Source organism: Agrobacterium sp. V1 (assembly GCF_030518355.1).
Lineage (GTDB): Bacteria > Pseudomonadota > Alphaproteobacteria > Rhizobiales > Rhizobiaceae > Agrobacterium > Agrobacterium cucumeris.
Map to the genome: position 1 here is coordinate 1,740,268 of NZ_JAULSF010000001.1, position 15,428 is coordinate 1,755,695.

Consider the following 15,428-nt stretch of genomic DNA (forward strand, 5'->3'; position numbering starts at 1 on the left):
TCTTCCATGATTCACGGTGTGGGTGCGCAGACAAAACCCGATGAGGTCTTTCGTGCGGCGCTGACTGTCGGCGTTACCGTAACGGAAGCTTCAAGGGAATCAATCGATCCATTCATGCAATTCGTTTGCCAGCCGGCCGGGACGGCGATAGAGCGGCGGCAAGGAGTTTCCAGAGAATGTTCAATAAAGAATTTCGCGAGGGACTGAGGACCGGTTTTCCGATCGCCCTTTCCGCCGCCCCCTTTGGCGCGCTGTTCGGCGCGGTTGCAGTCGATAACGGCCTGAGCGTCACCGAAGCCACGATCATGAGCGGTACCGTCTATGCCGGCGCAAGCCAGCTTGTCGGCATCGAACTGTTTGGCCAGAAGGTCGCCCCATGGCTGATCGTTCTTTCAGTCTTCGCCGTCAATTTCCGCCATATCCTTTATTCGGCAGCCATTGCCCGAATGATCTCCGGCTGGTCGCTGATGCAGAGAGCTGCCGGCTTCTTTGTGCTGGTGGACCCGCAATTCGCCGAATCGGTCCGCAAATATGAGAACACCGGCACGGTCGGCTTTTCCTGGTATATGGGCTTTGCCGCACCGGTCTATGTGCTGTGGCTGGCCATGACCATTCTCGGCGCCTCGCTCGGCAATCTCGTCGGCGATCCCAAGGCCATCGGTCTCGACGTGCTTTTGCCGATCTATTTCATGGGCATGGTCCTGAGCTTCCGCCAGCGGGAAAATTTCTACCCGGTGATGCTGGCAAGCGCAGCCGGCGCAACGGTCGCCTATCACTTCGTCGGCTCGCCGTGGCATGTCAGCCTCGGGGCGATTGCCGGCATTCTCGTTGCCGTCCTTTATCCGCCCAAACCCAACGGCGAGGCCAATCCTGAAAACAGGGTGGAAACGCCATGAGTGACATGCTCCATATCGACACGATGATCCTGATCGCGCTCGCCGCCGTCGCCACCTATCTCACCCGCATCGGCGGTTATGTGCTGATGACGCGGATGAAATCCATCCCGCCGCGCATGGAAGCAGGACTTAACGCCGTACCGGTTGCGGTTTTGACCACGCTTGTCGCACCCGCCTTTTTCGAAGGCGGATACGAGGTGAAGATCGGCATGGTGGCAGCCCTTCTGGTCTGCCTGCGGTTTCCCGGCCTGACGATGCTGGCAATCGGCTGGGCCGTCGTCATCGCCATCAGGCATTTCGGGCTGCTTTAAGCGACCCTCTCCAGTGGCCTGGTCGCGGCAACGAGCCAGGCTTTCACCTCTTCATCGGTGATCAGCGGAGAGAGCTTCTCCAGAACGCCGGCGTGGTAGGCGTTCAGCCAGTCGAGTTCCTCGTCGGTCAGGAGTGACACGACGACAAGCCTGTTGTCGATGGGGCACCAGGTCAGCGTCTCGAAGGAGAACATTGGCTGGTCGCCGCCGGCCACCTCCTGCGCATCACGCACATAGATCAGGTTCTCGATGCGGATGCCGAAAGCACCGGGGCGGTAATAACCCGGCTCGTTCGACAGGATCATGCCCGGCAGCAACTCCTGCGTCGAAAGCCTTGCAATACGCTGCGGTCCCTCATGCACCGAAAGATAGGAACCGACACCGTGGCCGGTGCCATGGGCATAGTCGGCGCCTGCCTTCCACAGCGCGATGCGCGCCAAGGGATCGAGGTCGCAACCGCGCGTTCCCTTCGGAAACCGTGCGGTGCTGATGCCGATCACTCCCTTCAGCACCAGCGTGAAGAAACGCTTCTGCTCTTCCGGCACCGTGCCGATTGCGACGGTACGGGTGATATCAGTAGTACCGTTGACATATTGCGCGCCGGAATCGACGAGGAACATTTCGCCATCGGCAAGTGTGCGATCCGTGTCGGTGGTGACACGGTAATGGATGATGGCGGCATGTTCGCCAGCGCCGGAAATCGTGTCGAAAGACACATCCTTCAACGGGTTCTGCATCGTCTGCCCCACTTTGGCCCGCGCCGCCTCCAGCGCCTTGACCGCAGCGATTTCGGTGACGCTGCCCGGCTGCTGGCGATCCAGCCAGCTCAGATATTCGACCATGGCCGCGCCATCCTGCACGTGTGCTGCGGCCGAACCGGCAAGCTCCGCCTTGTTCTTGCAGGCGCGCGGCAGGCGGACCGGATCGGACGTCTCCACCAATATACCGCCCGCTGCCGTGATTGCGCCCGTCAGCGCCACCGGCGTCAGATCGGCATCGACCATGACCCGGCCCTTGGCGCTGGCAATCGCATGCAGGCGGTCGGCAATTTTCGATGGCGGCAGTTGCGTCGCCAGTTGCGCCAGATAGGCCTCGACCTCGATGCCGGTCTTGCGCTTGTCGAGAAAAATATCCGTCCTGCCATCGGCATAGATGATGGCACGGGCAAGCGGATGTGGTGTATGCGGCACGTCATTGCCGCGAATATTGAAAATCCAGGCAATGGAAGACGGATCGGTAACCAGCAGGGCATCTGCCTGCTTGGCCGAAACCGTCTCCGCCAGCAGCGCGATCTTTTCCTTCGCCAGCTTGCCGGTAAAGGCTTCCGGCTGGATAATAACGGGCTCCAGCGGCTCGGACGGACGGTCCTGCCACAGGGCATCAAGCGGATTGCGCTCCAGCAGCACGACGGAGCCGCCTTTGGCCGCAAGCGCCTTTTCCAGCCGCTTCAATTCAGCGCCGGTATGCAGCCACGGATCGATCCCCAGCCGGAAGCCCTGCGCTGCATGTTCGGATAACCAGACAGAGGGCGGCGCCCCGACCAGATCACCGCCCGTGAATACGGATTGGTCGACCTGCGATTTGAGCTGTGTCGTATACCGGCCATCGACAAAAACCACGGCCTCGCTGCGTGTCACCAGCGCGATGCCGGCCGAACCGGTGAAGCCCGTCAGCCAGGACAGGCGCTCGGCGCATTCCGGCACATATTCCCCCTGATATTCATCGGCGCGCGGCACCAGAAAACCGTCGATAGCCAGCGCGTCGAAACCGGCGCGCAGCGCCTCGACACGGGCCTTGCCAAATTGCGGCGCGGATTTGTTTTCGAAGGTCTGGAACATGGGTGTCTTTCGGGAACTGTCATGAGGAAAGCGGTTCATTCACGCCGTCAAATCATTGGCGCACAACGACAATGCCACGTGGGCAAACCCGGTTTCAAGCCATATATGACAGAACCGATTACGGCGATAAATTGTGCATATTTTGCGAAATAAGTAATACTAGAAAACAAGTGACATGCATTTTACGCATATCAACCGTGAAATATCCCATCTAACCAAACAAAATCACATCGCTTATATCAAGATCAACACAGCGAGAGAAACACTCTCCTGGCAAAAAGGGATTTGAAGCAATGGCAAAATCTTTCCTCCGCGCCGCCTTCGATCGTGTTGTTGAAGCACGCGAGCGTCAGGTCAGCCGCCACGTCAACGCAGCACTTTTGAACCTTGACGACAAGTCGCTCGAAGCGCTGGGCATGAACCGCGCCGATCTGCGTCGCAAGGCAAAGTCCAGCTACGTATTCTGATCAAGTCAGGCGCGGCGATCCTCCCTCCACCGCGTCTGAACAGGAATACGTCGACCCGCTTGAGCAAGCTCCTCCCATATGCTCGCGGGTTCCAGGCGGCGCGAAAGCGCCGCCTTTTCTTTTGCCCGAAAGCAAGGTCGAAAAAGCGTCAGTCTTTGCGCAGATGCAGCGTCACCCAGCCGTTGCGCCAGATGGTGCGGATGTGAGAAAGCCGCGCGCCATTATAAGCGGCGAGAACCTTCCAGCGCTGTGACGCAAGAATACCCGACAGGATGACAGTGCCGCCGGGCGCCAGATGCGTGACAAGCTGCGGTGCCATCTTGATCAGCGGCCGCGCCAGAATATTGGCGATGATGAGATCAAATGGTCCATGCTTGCGGAAAGCATCGGAGTGAAAACCGGGTGCGGTTTCCAGCGCCATTCCAGACACGATGCCGTTCAGCCGTACATTTTCCTTGGCCACCTTGACGGCAATGGGGTCGATATCCGTCGCCAGCACCGGAATGGGGCGCATCTTGCGCACGGCAATCGCCAGAACGCCGCTGCCGGTGCCGAGATCGAGCGCGTTGCGGACCGTCCGTGCCCGCAGAACATCCTCGATCATTTCAAGGCAACCCGCCGTCGTGCCATGATGGCCGGTGCCGAAAGCCTGCCCCGCCTCGATCTCGATAGCCAGATCATGCGGCTGCACCTTGTCGCGATCATGCGCGCCATGCACGATGAACCGCCCTGCCCTGACCGGCTTCAGCCCCTCGAGCGACTTGGCGATCCAGTCGACATCAGGAACGATCTCTTTTTCGATGACGAGACCGGGAAACGCAGGCGCAAGCAAAGCGCTGACACGCTCGCGGAACTCATCCTCCTGCTCGGCCATCAAATAGACGGAGGCTTCCCAGATGTCGCGCTTCTCATCCACCTCGGTCGTGGCGATCGCAACATCCTCCTCGCCGAAATAATCCGACATGAGATCGAGGATTTCGCCGGCCTTGATTTCGGTCGTGGTGACGTAAAGTCGGATTTCGCTCACGGCGGGCTGCTTTCTCTGGCTGAGGTTGTTGTCTTGCCTTTGCCACAAAAGCTGCGCCAGTCCAATAAGCCTGGCGCAATTATGCCGGCTCTATCAGCCCTTCAGAAGATTCTGGAGCTTCTGCTCGGCAACTTCAGGGTTTTCGCCATAAGCGATGGTGCCTGAAAAACGGCCCTTGGCATCAAGCAGGATGACGGACGCGGTATGATCCATGGTGTAATCGCCATTCGGATCCTTCTCATCCACCGGCACCTTCTTGGCATAGATGCGATAGCCTTTCAGCGTCTCGGCAATCTTGTCGGCCGGACCGGTAATGCCGGTAATCCGCTTTGAAACATTGGAAACATATTGCTGCATGATCTCGGGCGTATCACGCTCTGGATCGACGGACACGAAATAAGCCTGCATCTTGTCGCCGGCCGGATCCACCTTTTCCATCCAGCCGTTCAGCTCGAACAATGTCGTCGGGCAGACTTCCGGGCAATGGGTGAAACCGAAGAACAAGGCCGTCGGTTTGCCCTGAAACGCCTTTTCGGTGATCGGCTGGCCGTCCTGCGCGGTAAGCGCGAAAGGCACGCCATAAGCCGTTTCCACCATCTCCTCACGGGTCTTCGTCATTTCGATCGTCAGCCAGCTGACGACACCGGCGAGAACGACCACCACGGCCCACAATACGATGCGAATATTTCTCATTGTCCAATCCTACCCCGAAAGCCCGCAGCATATCGCAGGCCTTGGCAGACTGATAACGAACGACGACGGCGACGGCAAATCAACTGGACGTATTTACAGGGAGCCGCGCTGATTTGTCACAAAGCGCAGACGGCCCAAACGATCACAGACACCAGGCGATACCGCTCTGCACGGTGGAGAGGAAAATATCCGTGCTGTGCCGCACCCAGCCGTCGAAGGCAAGAAGCACGATGGCAAGCGAAGCGACGACCGCAAGACTTGCCAGAACAAACTTCAGCGGGTTGGAAACGAGTGTGTTCATGCCGCCATCATAACCTTTTTGCACCGACGCGAAAACCGCCAAAATACCGGGTTTTGCGTGGGAGAGCGCGGCAATTGTTAGGGAAAGTTTAAAATCTTGCTGTGCATTATGACCATAGCGGTTTTTAAAGCCTCGACATGATGTCTCCCGGTCCATGCCGGCCACCGCATAAAGCTCAATCCTGCGTGGGCCTGTTAGAGAGCCATCAGAGGAAACCTGCCGTCATGTCCAACGCCATCAAGCAATCCGGCGCATATCTCGAAATCGTTTCCTTCCATCTGGGCGATCAGGAATTCTGCATCGACATCATGGCGATCCGCGAAATCCGCGGCTGGGCGCCGGTTACCCCGATGCCGCACACGCCGCCTTATGTTCTCGGCCTCATCAACCTGCGCGGCGCCGTCATTCCCGTCATCGACATGGCCGGCCGCCTCGGCATGAAGATGACCGAGCCGTCCGAACGCTCCGCCATCATCGTCACCGATATCGGCGGCAAGCTGGTCGGCCTGCTGGTAGAACAGGTCTCCGACATGATGACCATCCGCTCCGAAGACCTGCAGCCCGCGCCGGATATCATTCCGGAAGAACAGCGCAGCTTCTGCCGCGGCATCGTGGCGCTGGAAAAGAGCATGGTCTGCTTCCTCAACCTCGATACCGTCATTGCGGACGAACTGGCGCGCGAAGCGGCTTGATCAGCTGAAGCCATGCGGGCTGCATGCAGAACCGTAGGGTTTGGCACCACCTGAGCGCCCGTCACCCCGGACTTGATCCGGGGTCCAGCGCGATCAAGTCTTTGATCGCGAAAGAACCTCTTCACGACGCGGACGCGTCGTGGCTGGATGCCGGATCAAGTCCGGCATGACGGATAGTACTTTGGAATTCCTTATCAAAATACCGGAAAAGCTTACGGCTTGCCCTTCTGCCACGTCACCTGCTGATTATAGAGCGGCACCGTGGAAATCGCCATCTTGGCCGAACCGTCGGTCAGTTCCCGCGCATGCACCAGATAGATCAGCGTGTCATTGGCCTTGTCATAGACGCGGCTGACGACGAGCTTCTTCCAGACCAGCGACATGCCCTGCCGGAACACCTCTTCCCCGCTCTTCGACAGATCGATGTCGCCGATCTCGACCGGCCCCGTCTGGCTGCAGGAAATGGCGTTGTTGGAAGGGTCTTCGAACCAGTTACCGTTCTTCAGCCGGTCGATAACGCCACGCTCGAAATAGGTAACGTGGCAGGTGACACCCTTGATCTTGGGATCGGCGATCGCCTCGATGACGATATCATTGCCGATCCAGTCGACCCCGACTTCACCCACGACCTGCGAATGCGCCGCTGTCACCGGAAGCAATGCCAGAAAGCCCGCAAACAAACCCGACAGAGTTTTCATCGTCATCGCATCTTCTCCGTTACGCTGCTTCAAACATAGGTGGGCGACACCATTAAGCAACCCGGGCGACGGCGCGTTTTTTCATGCTGCAGGGCTGGTAGCCGGTGGAGGTGAGACGGCCGGCGACCATGCCGATCTTTTCCGGCAGATCGCGGATATGGGCGACACGCAAGGCCTTCGCCGCCGCAATCGATGCAGCAGCGCAGACAACCGCGTCTTCGGCAGCATTATGGTGCACGAAGCGCAGTTGCAGATGGTGGGCAATCACATTCAGCTTGTGTGATTCCAGATGTGGCCAGACATGCCGGGCAATCTTGACGCTGCACAGATAGGAAAGATCAGGATAGGATTGCCGGTATTTGTCGAAGGACGCCCGCATGACGCTGAAATCGAAAGCGGCATTATGGGCGATCATGGTGGCGCCATGGAAGTCATCAATGAACTCTTCCATCACCTCAGGAAATTCCGGCGCATCCTCGACATCAGCAGGCCGAATTCCGTGCACCGCAATGTTGAAGGGCGAGAACCGCATGTCCTTCGGCCGGATAAGACGTTCCTCGACACGAACGATATTACCGTCTTCTATCCACGCAAGCCCGACGGAGCAGGCGCTGCCCCGTTCCTCATTGGCGGTCTCGAAATCGATGGCGATGGTTTTCAAGAGTGATTCCCGTTGTTTCATTCCGGCATAGACCGGATTGTCATCAAAGAGAACCGGCCTCGGCTGAACGCGCTTGCGAAAGCATCCATTCGATGAGCGTCACCAGATCGGGATTATCAAGCATGTGTCGCGGATAAACCAGAAAATAGGCAAGCGTGCTGGCCATGTCTTTCCCGAAGGGCGCGATCAACGCACCTTCCGCAAGCTCGCGGGAAACGAGCGAGCGTCGCGTCAGCGCAATGCCATGCCCGGCTTTCGCCGCATCCAGCGCGCCATTGCTGTCGATGAACACCGTGCCGCCGGAGGCGTCGACATCGGATGCTCCCGCAGCCTCCAGCCAGCGCCGCCATTCATTGCGGTTTTCATCATGCAGAAGCGGCACGGCTTTCAGGTCCCCCGCCTCCTGAAGCGGTCCGTATTTCTCAAGAAGCTGCGGCGAACAGACCGGCAAAGTGCTGTCATCGATGAAACGGATGCTCTCCAGCCCTTCATAACGGCCAAAACCGTGCCGCACCGCCAGATCGACATCGTCCCGCGAAAAATCCACGAGCCGGTTGGTCACGCTGATGCGGACGTCCACATAGGGGTGTTGCTGCTGAAAGGCCGGCAATCTCGGCATCAGCCATTGTATGGCGAAAGTCGGCGTGCAGCTGAGGGTCAGAACCGTGATTTCGGAGCGTGCCGTCAGTTCCGCCGTCGCCTCGCGCATCATCCGGAAGGCGGTGCGGAGCGCGCCGTAATAACGCTCCCCCTCCCGCGTCAGCTGGATACTGCGCGGCTTGCGGAAAAACAGCTGCACGCCAAGTCGCGTCTCCAGCTCCCGGATTTGCAGGCTGACCGCGCCAGGGGTGACATTCAGCTCGTTGGAAGCAAGCGTGACGCTGCGATACCGCGCCGCGGCTTCAAAGGCCTGCAACCCTTTAAGCGATGGAAGTTCCGTTGCCATGATTTAGCTGGGCTCAATTATCGCGAGAGAAACTATCGTTTGAAAACACAATAAAACAGGGAGTAAATAGACGCAACAGGATATGGGGGCGGAGAAAAGGCCGTAATATCGGCTTGAGGTAAACTCAACCGATATCGGGTGGATGGCAGCGTGCCTTCCTGCAATCATGTCGATATTCATATAGCGTGGGAGACGATGATGGCGATACAAAAACAGATGGATGCCCGAGAATGGGCAATGCTTATAGCGCTCTCACTACTCTGGGGCGGATCGTTCTTTTTCGTTGGCGTCGCGGTCAAGGAACTGCCACCCGTCACCATCGTCACGTTGCGGGTCACGCTTGCCGCTGCGGCGCTTCTCATCGTCTGCCGTATCATGGGCCTTCACCTGCCGCGCCAATGGGCGGTGTGGCGCGCCTTTTTCGGCATGGGGCTGCTTAACAACATCATTCCCTTCTGCCTGATCGTCTGGGGCCAGACCCATATTGCCAGCGGGCTTGCCTCAATCCTTAATGCCACCACGCCCCTTTTCACCGTCATCGTCGCGCATTTCCTGACCGCTGACGAAAAGATGACCGGTAACAAGCTCGTCGGCGTGCTGATCGGTTTTGCCGGCGTGGCGACGATGATCGGCCCTGCAGCCTTTGGCGGATCATCCGGCCTCTGGGGCCAGATCGCCATTCTCGGTGCAGCCATCTCCTATTCCTTCGCGGGCATATTCGGCCGCCGCTTCAAGGCCATGGGCGTGCCGCCGCTGATGACCGCCACCGGCCAGATATCCTCTTCGACGCTGATGCTTATCCCGGTCGCCCTTCTCGTCGACAGACCATGGACACTCACCATGCCAAGCCTCGGCACCTGGGGCGCGCTGATCGGCATCGCCCTGTTGTCGACGGCCCTCGCCTACCTCATCTTCTTCCGCATCCTTGCCAGCGCCGGCGCCACCAATCTCGCCCTCGTCACCTTCCTCATTCCCGTCAGCGCCATCCTGCTCGGTTCGCTGCTTCTCGGCGAGCAACTGGAAATGAAGCATTTCGCCGGCATGGCGATGATCGCTGCCGGTCTTGCCGCAATCGATGGCAGATTGCTTTCCAGATTGCGCCAGCCGCGCCAGCGGCTGCAATGAGGCCGGAAGATCGAGGCCAACTTGCGAGACGGCCTCGTTCTTTTCCTCTCAGCCCGGTGTTTTCCGGCAATGAGCCCTGCGGTGCCGTCTTGACGCCCGGCGGCTCCTCTGGCCTTATGCCGCCATGACCAGCTTTGCGACCCACATGCATCTCACCGTGACCATTCGCCCCGCAGGGCGCGTGGCGGTGTCAGTGCGTTAGTCAACTGGTCATCCGTCCACCACCCTGCCGCATATTGGCAGGGTCTGGTGTTCCCGCTCTGCCTCGGCTGAAATATCCAAGGAGAGCAGACATGCCGGAATGCGATATACCCTCACCCCTGGATCCCGATGCGCGCTGGCCCGAAGGCCTGTGCATCCGCGCCCGCACCCCGGCAGATGCTCCGGGGATAACGGCACTGCACAACATGGCCGGATTTCGCAACGGGACGCTGCGCTGGCCACATCAGAATCCGGAAGATGTTCGCAAAGGGATCGAAACCCAGTCGGCCAACAGCTTTGCGCTGGTCGCCATTCTCAACGACAAGATCGTCGGCGATATCGGCTTGACGCGCCACACCAACCGCCGGGCCCATGCGGGCAGCATCGGTATGGGTGTTCATGATGCCTATACGGGACGGGGAATCGGCAGCGCCATGATCGGCGAAATCCTCGCCATTGCGGATCGCTGGCTGGACCTGAAAAGGATCGAACTGACCGTTTTCACCGACAATGAGCCGGCGCTGGCGCTTTATCGTAAATTCGGCTTCGAGGTCGAGGGCCATCTGAAATCCTTCGCCTTCCGCGATGGCGAATATATCGATGCCTATTGCATGGCGCGTCTGCGGTAATGGTTCAGACGGCCAAGCAATGATCCTCAAACACGCGCCGAATGGTCCGCCGCGACCATTCGGTCATTTCTTCGTTTCGCCCGCGCTCGGCATCCAGCACGATCAACGCCTTCCACAGTGCCCAGCCGCGCCCGCGCTGCCATGTGGCCTCATCCAGATCCAGCGCCTGGCGAAAAACAGCCCGGCTTTCCGCATCAAGCACATTCCACGCGAGAATGAGATCGGACGACGGATCGCCCACGCCGGAACTGCCGAAATCGATGACGGCCGACAGGCGCCCGTCCAGCACCAACAGATTGCCCTCGGCGATATCGCCATGCACCCACACGCCCTGCCCCTGCCAACGCTCGAAAGCGCAAGCTGCCATATCTCCATGGCCAGCCCCTGATCCACCTCATCGCAAAGGCGCGCCGCCGAGGCTCTCGCCTCGCCATCATAGACCGCCAGCGATCCGCCGCGATGGAAATTATGCGCGCCCGCATGCGGCCCACCCGAAGCATCGATGTTATGCAGGGCTTTCAAAAACCCCGCAACATCGCTGGCGATGGCCGAAAGATTTATGCCGTCCAGCTGCCGGGCGAGAGGTTCACCCTTCAGCCAGCGATAGACGGACCAGCAGAACGGATAATCCTCACCCGGCTGTCCAAGCGCCAAGGGTGCGGGAATTGGAACCGGCAGGAACGGCGCAAGGGCAGGCAGCCACCGATGTTCCTTTTCCACCTGCGCCACATAACGCTCAGCACTTGGCATGCGGATCAGCATGTCGTCGCCAAGGCGGAAGCTGCGATTGTCCCAGCCGCTCAATTCCACCGGCTGAACATCAAGCGCCGCCCATTGCGGAAACTGGCTGGCAATAAGCCTGCGGGCCTGCTGCGTGGTGACGACAATGCGGTCATCCATGATGCGTTCCCCGTTTCAGGCGCAAACCTCTGGCGGTGCAGGACAACACGGCGATGACGGCATATCAGCCGCCGATCAGCGCCAGCCACTCATCCTCGTCCATAGTCTGCACGCCCAGTTCCGTCGCCTTGGCAAGCTTGGAGCCCGCCCCCGGCCCGGCCACCAGAATATCCGTCTTTTTCGAAACGGAACCAGCCACTTTCGCGCCGAGGCTTTCGGCCCGAGCTTTCGCCTCATCCCGCGTGAATTTTTCCAGCGAACCGGTGAAGACCACCGTCTTGCCCGCCACAGGACTGCCTTCGGTAGACGGCTTCTCGGCCTCCTTCGGCTGCAACTCCCGTATCAGCCGGTCGATGACGTCGAGATTGCGCGGTTCCTTATAGAACTCGATGATGGCACGGGCCACCACCTCGCCGATACCGTCGATGCTGTTGAGCTCAGCCCAGGCGTCACTTGCCGGATCCGCCGCAGCCTTCATCGCCTCTTCGAAATGTTCATAGGTACCATAGGAGCGCGCCAGAAGCTTCGCCGTTGTCTCGCCAACATGACGGATACCGAGCGCAAAGATCAGCCGATGCAGATCGATCTCGCGGCGGGCATCGATGGCATCGAACAGCTTCCTGACGCTGACCTTGCCGAAACCCTCAATATTCTCGAGCTTGGTCAGGTGCGATGCTTCCTGACGCGCCTTCAGCGTAAAGATATCGGGCGCAGTCTTGATAGAGAGCGCCGGATCATCGCTTTCGAAGAAGAAATCGATCTGCTTGGTGCCCAGCCCTTCAATATCGAAGGCATTTCGCGAGACGAAATGTTTTAAGTGCTCCACCGCCTGCGCCCGGCAGACGAAACCGCCGGTGCAGCGCGTGACCGAATCGAGCTTGCCGGTCTTTTCATTGCGCTCCCGCACCGCATGGCTGCCGCAGACCGGACATTTCTCCGGAAACGCATATTTCACCGCTTCGACCGGGCGCTTTTCCAGCAGCACATCCAGCACCTGCGGGATGACATCGCCAGCGCGCTGCACGATGACCGTATCGCCGATGCGAATGTCATGATCCTCAGGGCGGATGCGCTCGCCACTATTGCCGATGCCTTCGATATAATCGGCATTGTGCAGTGTCGCATTGGTGACGACGACGCCGCCGACGGTGATCGGGGTCAGGCGTGCCACCGGCGTCAGCGCCCCGGTGCGCCCTACCTGGATTTCGATATTCTCGACCGTGGTGAAAGCCTGTTCGGCTGGAAACTTGTGCGCTGTAGCCCAACGCGGACTGCGCGAACGAAAGCCCAGCCGCTCCTGCAGATCAAGCCGGTCGACCTTGTAGACAACGCCATCGATATCATAATCGAGATCGGGCCGTGCGACGCCGATTTCATTATAATGCTCAAGCAATTGCTGGGCGGAGGTGAATCGCTTCATCAGCGGATTGACCGGAAACCCCCACTCCCGGAATTTCTCGACGATGCCATATTGCGTATCGGCGATCCGCGCCGGCTGGCCGCCATTCGAGACTTCACCCAAGGCATAGGCGAAGAACCGCAGCTTGCGTTTCGCCGTCACATTGGCGTCGAGCTGGCGCAGCGAACCGGATGCCGTGTTGCGCGGGTTCACATAGGTCTGCTTACCTTCGGCCTCCATCTGGGCGTTGAGCGCCATGAAGTCGCTCTTGGCCATATAGACCTCGCCACGCACCTCCACCACATCGGGCGCGTCCGAGGGCAATTCGTTCGGGATTTCCTTGATGGTCCTGATATTGGCGGTGACGTTCTCGCCGGTCGTGCCATCGCCACGCGTCGCCGCCGTCTTCAGCTTGCCCTTCTCATAACGAATGGACATGGAAAGGCCGTCAATCTTCGGCTCGGCGGTAAATGCGATGGAATCGTCAGGCAGATGGCCGAGGAAGCGGTAGACGGAACTGACGAAATCGCGCAGGTCCTCTTCCGAAAATGTATTGTCGAGCGACAGCATCGGGCGGGCATGCACGATGGGCGCAAAGGTTGGCAGCGGTGTAAAACCGACTTTTTTCGATGGGCTGTCAGCCCGCACCAATGCCGGGAAAGCCGCCTCGATGGCATCATTGCGCCGCTTCAGCGCATCATAGTCAGCATCGGAAATCTCCGGCGCGTCCTTGCCGTGGTAAAGCGCGTCATGACGGGCAAGCTCGGCTGCCAGAAATGCCAGCTCGGAAGAGGCTTCAAGTTCAGTCAGGTTTTCGACGGGAATCTGATCTTTCGACATGGGCAGCCTCTTTTCGGAATTACCGAACGCTTTTAGCCGAAATAAAACAGCAATAAAATCAGTTTTGCCGCCAGACTCACAAGACCCACAATGCCGAAGGTGCTCTCGCAACGCTTTGGCGAACGATCAGTCCTTGGCAGCCAGCAGACGGGCCGCCGCCGCCCTCGCCTCGTCGGTCACCGATGCGCCGGCCAGCATGCGGGCGATCTCTTCGGTGCGGTGTTTCGGCTCCATCGTCGCCACGCGGGTGGCGATGCGCTCGCTGCCATCGCCGGATGGGCCTTTGGAAATCAAGAGATGGGTCGCCGCCCGCGCCGCCACCTGCGGTGCATGGGTGACGGAGAGAACCTGCACCGTCTTCGACAGGCGACGCAGCCGCTGGCCGATAGCATCCGCCACGGCGCCGCCGACGCCCGTATCGATTTCATCGAACACCAGCGTCGGCGCCGAACCACGATCCGCCAGCGCAACCTTCAAAGCCAGCAGGAAGCGGGACAATTCACCGCCCGACGCAACTTTCATGATCGGTCCCGGCCGTGTGCCCGGATTGGTCTGCACGTGGAATTCGACGGTATCGATGCCGTCGGCCGTCGCCTGCTCGGTATCGGAGGTGACCTCGACGGTAAACCGTGCCCGCTCCAGCTTCAGCGCCGGCAGCTCGGCCATCACAGCATCGGAAAGCGCATCCGCCGCATGGCGGCGTTTGTCGGAAAGCGATTGGGCGGCACGGTCGAAATCAGCTTTGACGACGCCGAGATTGGCCTCCAACTTGCCGAGCTTTTCCTCACCGGCATCGAGATCGGCAAGATCAGCCACCATTTTTTCGGCTAGAGCCGGCAGGTCAGGCACAGCGACATTATATTTACGGCCGGCGGCGCGCAGCGCGAACAGTCGCTCCTCCACCCGCTCCAGTTCACGCGGATCGAATTCGGTGCGGCGCAACGCCGCCTCCACTTCCATCTGTGCATTGGAAAGGCTGTCCAGCGCGGCATCCAGCAACTGCACGGTGTCTTCCAGCAGGCCGGGCGCTTCGTGGCTCTTGCGCTCAAGCCGGCGCATCATGGATGCAATGACAGGCACGGGCGAAGCATTGCCATTCAGAAACTCGCTGGCTTCGGCGATATCGCCGGCAATGCGTTCGGATTTCTGCATCACCGCCCGGCGCTCGGCAAGCTCCTCCTCTTCACCGTCACGCGGCGAAAGCCCTTCGAGTTCCTCGACGGAAGAGCGCAGGTAATCCGCCTCGCGGGCCGCGGCCTCCACCTTGGCGCGGTGAGTCTTCAGGGCGCGCTCGGCGTCTTTCCAGGTGCGGTAGAAACCCTGAACGGCGCGGGCCTCATCGCTCAGCCCGGCAAAGGCATCCAGCAGCGTGCGGTGGGCATCGGTATCGACAAGCGCACGGTCATCATGCTGGCCGTGAATTTCCACCAGCAATTGCCCGAGCTGCCGCATCATCTGCACGCTGATGGCCTGATCGTTGATATAGGCCTTGGTACGTCCGTCGGAGGATTGCACGCGGCGAAAAATCAGGTCGCCGTCGTCATCGAGACCGTTTTCCCGCAGAAGAAGCCGCGTCGGATGATTGTTGGGGACTTCGAACGTGGCAGTCACCTGCCCCTTGTCCTCGCCATGCCGTACAAGGCCGCCATCGCCCCGACCACCCAGCGCAAGGGAAAGACTGTCGAGCAGGATCGATTTGCCCGCGCCCGTTTCCCCCGTCAACACGGAAAGGCCCGCCTCAAAACCGAGGTCGAGCCTTTCAATCAGGACGATATCGCGAATCGAGAGCTGGACCAGCATGGCC

At 59.5% G+C, this 15,428-nt stretch carries 15 protein-coding genes and 1 pseudogene; 6 read left to right on the forward strand and 10 right to left on the reverse strand.

Translation table 11 applies throughout. The annotated features are described in order from the left end of the window. Window positions 1-176: 176 nt before the first annotated feature. Both QSV77_RS08555 and QSV77_RS08560 read left to right on the forward strand, forming a co-directional pair. Window positions 177-896 (forward strand): AzlC family ABC transporter permease, encoded by a 720-nt coding sequence (locus tag QSV77_RS08555; RefSeq protein WP_302733144.1) that lies wholly within the window; start codon window positions 177-179, stop codon window positions 894-896. After that, window positions 893-1,207, forward strand: a complete 315-nt coding sequence (locus QSV77_RS08560) for an AzlD family protein (protein WP_302733145.1) — start codon at window positions 893-895, stop codon at window positions 1,205-1,207. The genes QSV77_RS08555 and QSV77_RS08560 overlap by 4 nt, the downstream gene beginning before the upstream one ends. Here QSV77_RS08560 and QSV77_RS08565 read toward each other — a convergent pair. Continuing rightward, the gene (locus QSV77_RS08565) at window positions 1,204-3,045 is read right to left on the reverse strand and encodes an aminopeptidase P family protein (protein ID WP_302733146.1); all 1,842 of its coding nucleotides are present in this window, start codon (window positions 3,043-3,045) and stop codon (window positions 1,204-1,206) included. The two genes, QSV77_RS08560 and QSV77_RS08565, sit on opposite strands and share 4 nt — an antisense overlap. A 293-nt stretch (window positions 3,046-3,338) precedes the next feature. Here QSV77_RS08565 and QSV77_RS08570 point away from each other — a divergent pair, with 293 nt between their 5' ends. After that, window positions 3,339-3,512, forward strand: coding sequence for a hypothetical protein (locus tag QSV77_RS08570; protein WP_193559508.1), 174 nt, complete (start codon window positions 3,339-3,341; stop codon window positions 3,510-3,512). 148 nt (window positions 3,513-3,660) lie between these two features. Here the strand turns inward: QSV77_RS08570 and QSV77_RS08575 are convergent, their stop codons facing one another. From QSV77_RS08575 to QSV77_RS08585, 3 genes are all read right to left on the reverse strand, one after another. Then, the gene (locus QSV77_RS08575; protein WP_271362154.1) at window positions 3,661-4,539 is read right to left on the reverse strand and encodes a 50S ribosomal protein L11 methyltransferase; all 879 of its coding nucleotides are present in this window, start codon (window positions 4,537-4,539) and stop codon (window positions 3,661-3,663) included. Window positions 4,540-4,632: 93 nt separating this feature from the next. Further along, complete coding sequence (gene sco / locus QSV77_RS08580) at window positions 4,633-5,232, reverse strand: cytochrome oxidase assembly protein Sco (RefSeq protein WP_046798081.1); 600 nt, start codon at window positions 5,230-5,232, stop codon at window positions 4,633-4,635. A gap of 142 nt (window positions 5,233-5,374) precedes the next feature. After that, window positions 5,375-5,533 (reverse strand): hypothetical protein, encoded by a 159-nt coding sequence (locus QSV77_RS08585; RefSeq protein ID WP_302733147.1) that lies wholly within the window; start codon window positions 5,531-5,533, stop codon window positions 5,375-5,377. A 224-nt stretch (window positions 5,534-5,757) separates the two neighbouring features. Here QSV77_RS08585 and QSV77_RS08590 point away from each other — a divergent pair, with 224 nt between their 5' ends. Next, complete coding sequence (locus tag QSV77_RS08590) at window positions 5,758-6,225, forward strand: chemotaxis protein CheW (RefSeq protein WP_003522339.1); 468 nt, start codon at window positions 5,758-5,760, stop codon at window positions 6,223-6,225. Between the two features lie 212 nt (window positions 6,226-6,437). Here the strand turns inward: QSV77_RS08590 and QSV77_RS08595 are convergent, their stop codons facing one another. From QSV77_RS08595 to gcvA, 3 genes are read right to left on the reverse strand one after another with little or no spacing between them, the layout of a single operon-like run. Next, the gene (locus tag QSV77_RS08595; protein ID WP_302733148.1) at window positions 6,438-6,929 is read right to left on the reverse strand and encodes a CreA family protein; all 492 of its coding nucleotides are present in this window, start codon (window positions 6,927-6,929) and stop codon (window positions 6,438-6,440) included. Between the two features lie 46 nt (window positions 6,930-6,975). After that, entirely contained in the window at window positions 6,976-7,584 is a 609-nt protein-coding gene (locus tag QSV77_RS08600; protein ID WP_174029814.1) for a 3'-5' exonuclease, read from the reverse strand. 43 nt (window positions 7,585-7,627) lie between these two features. Beyond that, complete coding sequence (gene gcvA, locus QSV77_RS08605; protein ID WP_302733149.1) at window positions 7,628-8,530, reverse strand: transcriptional regulator GcvA; 903 nt, start codon at window positions 8,528-8,530, stop codon at window positions 7,628-7,630. 198 nt (window positions 8,531-8,728) lie between these two features. Here gcvA and QSV77_RS08610 point away from each other — a divergent pair, with 198 nt between their 5' ends. Together QSV77_RS08610 and QSV77_RS08615 are read left to right on the forward strand one after the other, a co-directional pair. Next, a complete protein-coding gene (locus QSV77_RS08610; RefSeq protein WP_065113750.1) occupies window positions 8,729-9,655 on the forward strand; it encodes a DMT family transporter in 927 nt (308 codons plus the stop codon). 293 nt (window positions 9,656-9,948) lie between these two features. After that, window positions 9,949-10,485: a GNAT family N-acetyltransferase gene (locus QSV77_RS08615; RefSeq protein WP_302733150.1), complete on the forward strand. Its 537-nt coding sequence runs from the start codon at window positions 9,949-9,951 to the stop codon at window positions 10,483-10,485. Between the two features lie 4 nt (window positions 10,486-10,489). Here QSV77_RS08615 and QSV77_RS08620 read toward each other — a convergent pair. From QSV77_RS08620 to recN, 3 genes and pseudogenes are all read right to left on the reverse strand, one after another. Continuing rightward, window positions 10,490-11,385, reverse strand: a pseudogene (locus tag QSV77_RS08620) (aminoglycoside phosphotransferase family protein). Window positions 11,386-11,449: 64 nt separating this feature from the next. Continuing rightward, window positions 11,450-13,624 carry an NAD-dependent DNA ligase LigA gene (ligA, locus tag QSV77_RS08625; RefSeq protein WP_302733151.1) on the reverse strand — a complete coding sequence of 725 codons (2,175 nt, stop codon included), beginning with the start codon at window positions 13,622-13,624 and terminating at the stop codon, window positions 11,450-11,452. A 126-nt stretch (window positions 13,625-13,750) separates the two neighbouring features. Next, window positions 13,751-15,424 (reverse strand): DNA repair protein RecN, encoded by a 1,674-nt coding sequence (gene recN / locus QSV77_RS08630; protein ID WP_269703144.1) that lies wholly within the window; start codon window positions 15,422-15,424, stop codon window positions 13,751-13,753. Window positions 15,425-15,428: the final 4 nt, after the last annotated feature.

What these genes read in the sequence shown, in the direction of transcription:
- sco (WP_046798081.1), bottom strand. Translation starts at nt 5,232, where the DNA reads ATGAGAAATATTCGCATCGTATTGTGGGCCGTGGTGGTCGTTCTCGCC.
- QSV77_RS08560 (WP_302733145.1), top strand. Translation starts at nt 893, where the DNA reads ATGAGTGACATGCTCCATATCGACACGATGATCCTGATCGCGCTCGCC.
- QSV77_RS08615 (WP_302733150.1), top strand. Translation starts at nt 9,949, where the DNA reads ATGCCGGAATGCGATATACCCTCACCCCTGGATCCCGATGCGCGCTGG.
- recN (WP_269703144.1), bottom strand. Translation starts at nt 15,424, where the DNA reads ATGCTGGTCCAGCTCTCGATTCGCGATATCGTCCTGATTGAAAGGCTC.
- QSV77_RS08590 (WP_003522339.1), top strand. Translation starts at nt 5,758, where the DNA reads ATGTCCAACGCCATCAAGCAATCCGGCGCATATCTCGAAATCGTTTCC.
- QSV77_RS08555 (WP_302733144.1), top strand. Translation starts at nt 177, where the DNA reads ATGTTCAATAAAGAATTTCGCGAGGGACTGAGGACCGGTTTTCCGATC.
- QSV77_RS08595 (WP_302733148.1), bottom strand. Translation starts at nt 6,929, where the DNA reads ATGACGATGAAAACTCTGTCGGGTTTGTTTGCGGGCTTTCTGGCATTG.
- QSV77_RS08585 (WP_302733147.1), bottom strand. Translation starts at nt 5,533, where the DNA reads ATGAACACACTCGTTTCCAACCCGCTGAAGTTTGTTCTGGCAAGTCTT.
- QSV77_RS08565 (WP_302733146.1), bottom strand. Translation starts at nt 3,045, where the DNA reads ATGTTCCAGACCTTCGAAAACAAATCCGCGCCGCAATTTGGCAAGGCC.
- QSV77_RS08610 (WP_065113750.1), top strand. Translation starts at nt 8,729, where the DNA reads ATGGCGATACAAAAACAGATGGATGCCCGAGAATGGGCAATGCTTATA.
- QSV77_RS08570 (WP_193559508.1), top strand. Translation starts at nt 3,339, where the DNA reads ATGGCAAAATCTTTCCTCCGCGCCGCCTTCGATCGTGTTGTTGAAGCA.
- ligA (WP_302733151.1), bottom strand. Translation starts at nt 13,624, where the DNA reads ATGTCGAAAGATCAGATTCCCGTCGAAAACCTGACTGAACTTGAAGCC.
- gcvA (WP_302733149.1), bottom strand. Translation starts at nt 8,530, where the DNA reads ATGGCAACGGAACTTCCATCGCTTAAAGGGTTGCAGGCCTTTGAAGCC.